Source organism: Litoribacterium kuwaitense, from assembly GCF_011058155.1.
GTDB lineage: Bacteria > Bacillota > Bacilli > Bacillales > DSM-28697 > Litoribacterium > Litoribacterium kuwaitense.
The window spans coordinates 1-6,308 of record NZ_JAALFC010000074.1; the positions used below are offsets into that span (position 1 = coordinate 1).

Below are 6,308 nucleotides of genomic sequence, written 5' to 3' on the forward strand. Positions count from 1 at the left end.
TATCCGAAAGTATACTTCTCCGGCAAGAGGATCAAAGAAGTGGGGCAAACTGTATAAAGAGCGAACCGCTGTCGAAAGGGTCAACGCATATCTAAAAGAATTCTTTGGACTCAATCATGTCCGTCATCGGACAGGTAAGAAGGCAAGGCTTCATTTCCAATTGGTGACGCTTGTTTATAATGCCTCCAGATTGGCCACAGATCGAATTAAAAAGATGAAAGCGGAACAAATGTCCAAGGCAGCGTGAATTAAAGCACGATATATTTAAAAAAAACATGTAAAACACCAAGGGACTACTCTACACTTTTTTAAAAAAGGGACTTATGAAATTAACTCATCCTATAAAAATAAACATATTCCTGGTAGAAATCCTTATTATCGATATTTTTTACAAGAGGAACTAAAATCGAAGTGAACCTTTTCATTGTTTTCTTGGGGTCTGCTACTATAGATATACCAATCCTTCCTCTGCCATGTTTATAAATTCTCACTAAAAACAATTAATCCTTCCTTAGTTTTAGTTCCCTTTGTCAAATAATAATGATAAAATGGAATCATAAATAAGAACATATGTTTGAAGGTTTTGACTTTTCGATATTAACATCACAATTATTATGATATTATAGGCGTATGTCCTTTTAAGGAGAGGTGAATTTATTAATATGGCAACAACAATTACTACAAAAAATAATAGAGGTTTATCAGGTACATTTGCTCTTAACAAAACCGAGCCTATACACAGATGGTATAAATATGACGAAGGTTATTCTAGTGAATTTATTGTAAATGAATTTGAAAAATTACCTATAGAAGCACAAACACTTTTTGAGCCATTTGGTGGATCAGGGACAACCCCATTAGTAGCATCACAATTTGGAATTCAATCATTCTTTAGCGAAATTAATCCATTTATGGCTTTTGTTACAGAAACAAAAATTAATTCAGTAAGAGCATCACATCAAAGAATTGATCAAGTTGTAGGAGTACTTTCAAGCTTAAAAGAAAATGTACTCGGTAATTTAGAATTTGAACCTCTTATTGGTGATTCTTATGATGGATTTGAAAAGTATTACCAACCTGAAGTTTTAGCAAAACTTATGGCCATTAAGAAACTTATATTAAGTCTAAATGAGCCTCTTTCAATAAATATTTCTAAAGTTGCACTTGCATCAATTGCCGTTAAGGTTTCTAACATGGTTAAACGTGGCGATTTAAGATATGCAAAAGAAAATGAGAAAAAACAAGAGGACTTTGATGTTTTGTTTCATTTCGTAAGTAAATTAGATGAAATTATATATGATATAGAAAACCATTCAGGATCGGTTCAATCGGATACTAGCTTTATTCACTCAGATGCTAGACAAGCCTTTTTACCGCATGAAGTAGATTGTGTGATAACTTCACCCCCGTATTTAAATGGAACAAATTATATAAGAAATACAAAGTTAGAGCTAAAGCTTTTAGACTTTGTAAAGACTGAAAAATGTTTACCTAACCTTCACTCAGGAGGAATAATGGCGGGAATTAACAGCGTTTCTAAACGTAGAAACATACCTAATATTTTAGATGAAGTAAAAGGATATGTAGAACAGTTAGAACCTGTTGCTTACGATAAAAGAATTCCCATTATGGTTGCTGGTTATTTTTATGATATGGACATTGTTTTTAACAAATTAAAACAAATAATGTGTAATGATGGGGTTTTTGTTTTAGATATCGGTGATTCTCAATTCGCTGGTGTTCACATCCCTACTGATACAATATTATCTCAACTTGCTATGAATCATGGCTTTAGACTATACGACGAAGAAATATTACGTACTAGGAGATCTAAAAATCAGATGATACTATCTCAAAAAGTTCTGCGCTATCAGTTAAGAAAGTGAGGCACCCTTATATGGTAAACGTAATAACAAAACAGGAGACACCTTCTGAAGTAGATAAGTTTAAAAATAAAGCTGAAAAGTTCATGGCAAAATTGCCATACAGAGAAAAGCCATATAGTGGCCGTAACTGGGGGCATTCATGGCACTCATTATGTTCATATCATGGAAAATTAAAACCTGCTATAGCACACTTTCTAATTAAAGAGTTTACCGAAGAAGGTCAAACAATTCTTGATCCAATGAGCGGTGTAGGTACAATACCATTTGAGGCGTGTTTACAAGGTAGAATAGGGATTGGAAATGATTTAAGTGAAATGGCGTATGCTGTAACTAGAGCAAAATTAGAGATTACAAATAAAGAGAAGGTTGAAAGAATATTAACAGAACTTGAAGACTATATTGGCAAGAACACGGTAGAATACCCTGCTGATGATATTCCTTATTCCGATTTTGGTTTAAATGGAAAAGTACCTGAATACTTTGACCCCAAAACATATTCAGAGATTATAGCTGCTCGAAAGTTTTTTATAGAGAGAGAAATAACATCTCCAGAAGAAGCATTTATCTTCTCATGCTTTTTACATGTTCTACACGGAAATAGACCATATGCTCTATCTAGAAATTCTCATCCCCTTACACCATATGCACCTACAGGGGAGTCTATATATAAAAAAGTGATTACTCACATTAAAAATAAAATTGAGCTTTCCTATAAGAAAGGCGAATGGGATAATTTTGCGGAAGGACAAACAATCTTCGGGGATTTATTTGACCTCCCAGAAAAGGTGAATAACGTAGATGCTATCATCACCTCACCTCCCTTTTTCGATTCAATTCGGTTTTATAGTAGTAATTGGTTAAGACTATGGCTTTCTGGTTGGGAACCCGAAGACTACAAAAATGCAGAAATGCGATTCTTAGAGGGGAAACAAAAAAGGGATATAAATATTTATATCGAATTCTTTAAGATCTGTAGTAACCTACTAAAAGATAACGGAAAAGTCATTCTTCATCTAGGTAAATCAAAGAAATGTGATATGGCAACAGAGCTTGCTAAGCTTGCTACTAAGTACTTTCAAGTTGTCTATGTTGGAGATGAGGATGTGGAGAGCCTAGAAAAGCACGGGATATCGGACAAAGGGTCTACCACTGCACATCAATTTTTATTTTTAATCAAAAATTAAGTCATCAGTATATAAAAAGCACTGCGTCAAATATTAAAATTGCAGTGCTTTTTATAGAGGCATTTTAATTTAAATCTCATTCTATTTATGATTTATCTTGCAGCATCAGCACGTTCTATAATTGCTTTAGAAATATTAGCGCCAGAGAAAAAATCGAAACCTTCATGTTCAATAATGCGATTTCTCAGTCCAATAACCTTATCCTCATAATGGGCAAACTTTTCTATCAGCTTTTCAACTTCATTAGCCTGCTTTAATTTTTTTATAGCAGCTGGATTAAAAAACGGGTCCCCCTTCAGAACATCGTAATTTATTCCTGTAAGTCTATGCAATTCCTTCAATTGATCATCATCATAAAATTCAGATGGCCATTTATCGCTTTTTTCTCCATTACATTCTCTACAAAGAAGCGTTGCATTATCTGTTGTTAATGGCCACAGGTACTTAATGGGTAAAGTATGATCTAAAGGCTTTTCAATTGATGATGTCTCTCCCTTGAGGTCAACACCACAATTAAAGCATGAATGGCCAAATTTTGAATAAACCTTTACACTATCAATTTTATTGTTTCCACCAATATCTACATAGAGTTTTCTTTTTTGTGCAGATTCCCTATGTATGTTGATCTGGTAAACGCGTTCCATTCTTTATATTATTGTACTTATTTTTACAACTTTTACACTCACCCTGATGGCCAGACTTAAATTTTTCGACATTACTATGTGTAGAAAATTCTGTGACAGGTTTTAAGGTATTACATAATAGACAATATTTATATTCTATTGCCTCAGATATGTAAATATCGTGGAAAATTGTAAATTGACCGCTGTCTACAACTTCATCCCCAACCTTCATATCGTAGTCAAAAAAAGTTGTTTCTCCACCAAACTCAATTTTAAATTCACATTCCGGGCAAACGATACTATAGTCTTCTTCAATCTCATCTTTTCTTATAAAAATATAATGCTCACATTCATAATTCAAACACTGAAAGCCTATATAAAGCCTCTGACCATTGACATGGGTACCTTTTTTTCTTCAAGTTTACTGTATGCTTGTCTTCTTTCTGTTGCCACAACCAAAACCCTCGCCTTCCACTAATTTTTCAATTGTTCATTTGCTAGATCAATCCAAGTGGAAGATATAGTATTAGAATTCTTAAAGAAATCAAAATCTATCTCTCTTACTAATCTATTTCTTAGCTTTATGATTTCCCCTAGATATCTGCTATACTTTGCTAGTAATTCATCCACTAATTCTGGATCACTTAATCTCTCTAGTGCTGCAGGATTATATGTTGGTGCCCCATTTAAAAGTTCAAATGGATAACCGGTGAATACTGAAAGACGCTGAATTTCACTGGTACTATAAAACTCTGTTGGCCAACTTCCCGACTTTTCTCCATTGCATTTACGGCAAAGCAAAGTAGCGTTCTTAGTATTTAAAGGCCATAAAAAATAAACTGGAAGTGTATGATCTAAAGGTCTTTCAATAGAACTTTCAACATTAGAAAGATCTTTATTACATTTAAAGCATCGATAATTGTATTTTTCGTATATTTCTTTACTATTGATTTTTTCATGGCCTGACAAATCCATATACATTCTTCTCTTTTGAGCAGACTCTCTGTGCTGATCAGATATTCGTGTACCATTTTTTATACTGTTATAAATTTTCTTACATAACCGACATTCTCCCTGCCTTCCAGAGTTTCTTGAACGGTGGTTATCGAAATATGATAATGGCTTCATACTGTTACACACTATGCAATATTTAAATTCCTCTGCTTCATGAACATATTCTTCATGAAGCACTGTGAAATCTCCACTTTCTGCAATTATACTAGCACCACCATGCTCTACTTCCATATCGTACTTAAAAAAGGTTGTTTCACCGCCTGCATGCATTAAATAATCACATTTCTCACATATAATTTCAAAATCCCCATCTAATTGGTCTTCTCTAACAGTAATAAAGTGCTCACAATTAGGATTTAAACATTGAAACCCCTTAAATACTACATCTCCCATTCCTTTTACATGATCAGCCCTAATTTGGTCATGTTTTTTGACTTTACTATATGATTTTCTTCTAGCCATAAATTACCCTCCTCTCACCATAATATTATACATTCAAAATTATGGTAAAAACACCCTCTAATATGATTAGTAATCGCTAAATACATCACTTAATTATCAAATGAAATATAACTGTTCAATAAAAAGAACAGCTATTTTTTACATAGCTGCTTAAATATGAAAGGGTTATTATCAAATATAAAATAGCAAATCCTTTTAAATAAACGTATCTTCGTAAGTTTTGTTTAATAACCTAACATCTTATCATAAATCCAAAAAAATACATGTAAGGATCACGCAGAAAAATTCTTCTCCCGCCACCGGTACCCTTACAGAAGGCTTGACTTTTTTAGAGGGGGGGTTAGGCAAGTTCTCTTTGCAACATTTCTTTTAATGTGCTTTCAACTTCTGTTACGCTATTAATTCTCCCGAACTTTGATTCATATTTTTCAACCAAATCTGGCTCTAGCCTAATCGTAACAGCACGAAAGCTTTCCTTTCTCCGTTGTTCCATCGATCTTTCATCTTGTTCCTTCTTAGCTTTAAACGTTTTCTTAACCTTTGTCCAAACTAATGCTCGGACAAATTCCTCCAGCGTCATCTTTACCTTGCTAGCAGCTTGAACCAATGGTTCCTTTGCTTCTTTATTAAATTCAAGCGTCAGCCAATCCTGTGGGTCTTTCTCTGTTTGTGGTTGGATTAGTTCATCCACCTTATCAAACCCCTCTATTGCAGTCCGGGCAAAAGTTTTATACCCTTGGTTATTTATATGGCATGCAGAGATAACCGCATTATATTCCTGCTCCGTTATCCGCACCTTAACCGATCCATCATAAGGATTCACTTCCTGCTCCTCTTTCTTATGCCAAACCCAGCCACGCTTTTTTATTTCTTTGCTTTCGAGTTTCTCTTTTGTCATTTTCATTAATTTAAATACCTGAGTAAATTCATAAGTCCCTTTTTTAAAAAAGTGTAGAGTAGTCCCTTGGTGTTTTACATGTTTTTTTAAAATATATCGTGCTTTAATTCACGCTGCCTTGGACATTTGTTCCGCTTTCATCTTTTTAATTCGATCTGTGGCCATTCTGGAGGCATTATAAACAAGCGTCACCAACTGGAAATGAAGCCTTGCCTTCTTACCTGTCCGATGACGGACATGA

At 34.1% G+C, this 6,308-nt stretch carries 7 protein-coding genes; 3 read left to right on the top strand and 4 right to left on the bottom strand.

Annotated features, from left to right (window positions below; all coding sequences use genetic code 11):
• The 3 genes from G4V62_RS18575 to G4V62_RS18585 form a co-directional block, all read left to right on the top strand.
• The coding region (locus tag G4V62_RS18575; protein WP_165205075.1) for a transposase at positions 1 to 247 on the top strand (247 nt) is incomplete at its 5' end.
• Positions 248 to 662: 415 nt separating this feature from the next.
• Positions 663 to 1,886 (top strand): hypothetical protein, encoded by a 1,224-nt coding sequence (locus tag G4V62_RS18580; RefSeq protein WP_165205077.1) that lies wholly within the window; start codon positions 663 to 665, stop codon positions 1,884 to 1,886.
• Between the two features lie 11 nt (positions 1,887 to 1,897).
• Positions 1,898 to 3,070 (top strand): TRM11 family methyltransferase, encoded by a 1,173-nt coding sequence (locus G4V62_RS18585; protein ID WP_165205079.1) that lies wholly within the window; start codon positions 1,898 to 1,900, stop codon positions 3,068 to 3,070.
• A gap of 92 nt (positions 3,071 to 3,162) precedes the next feature.
• On the opposite strand, the gene G4V62_RS18590 is transcribed toward G4V62_RS18585, so the two are convergent.
• The 4 genes from G4V62_RS18590 to G4V62_RS18605 all read right to left on the bottom strand — a co-directional run bounded on the left by G4V62_RS18590 (position 3,163) and on the right by G4V62_RS18605 (position 6,073).
• Positions 3,163 to 3,714, bottom strand: a complete 552-nt coding sequence (locus G4V62_RS18590) for an HNH endonuclease (RefSeq protein ID WP_165205081.1) — start codon at positions 3,712 to 3,714, stop codon at positions 3,163 to 3,165.
• A complete protein-coding gene (locus G4V62_RS18595) occupies positions 3,683 to 4,054 on the bottom strand; it encodes a hypothetical protein (protein WP_165205083.1) in 372 nt (123 codons plus the stop codon). The genes G4V62_RS18590 and G4V62_RS18595 overlap by 32 nt, the downstream gene beginning before the upstream one ends.
• 113 nt (positions 4,055 to 4,167) lie before the next feature.
• Entirely contained in the window at positions 4,168 to 5,169 is a 1,002-nt protein-coding gene (locus tag G4V62_RS18600; RefSeq protein WP_165205085.1) for a hypothetical protein, read from the bottom strand.
• A gap of 340 nt (positions 5,170 to 5,509) precedes the next feature.
• Entirely contained in the window at positions 5,510 to 6,073 is a 564-nt protein-coding gene (locus tag G4V62_RS18605; protein WP_165205087.1) for a hypothetical protein, read from the bottom strand.
• Positions 6,074 to 6,308: the final 235 nt, after the last annotated feature.

Bases quoted from the DNA above. Each gene is read 5' to 3' on its own strand.
- G4V62_RS18580 (WP_165205077.1), top strand. From the start codon at position 663: ATGGCAACAACAATTACTACAAAAAATAATAGAGGTTTATCAGGTACA.
- G4V62_RS18585 (WP_165205079.1), top strand. From the start codon at position 1,898: ATGGTAAACGTAATAACAAAACAGGAGACACCTTCTGAAGTAGATAAG.
- G4V62_RS18590 (WP_165205081.1), bottom strand. From the start codon at position 3,714: ATGGAACGCGTTTACCAGATCAACATACATAGGGAATCTGCACAAAAA.
- G4V62_RS18600 (WP_165205085.1), bottom strand. From the start codon at position 5,169: ATGGCTAGAAGAAAATCATATAGTAAAGTCAAAAAACATGACCAAATT.
- G4V62_RS18605 (WP_165205087.1), bottom strand. From the start codon at position 6,073: ATGAAAATGACAAAAGAGAAACTCGAAAGCAAAGAAATAAAAAAGCGT.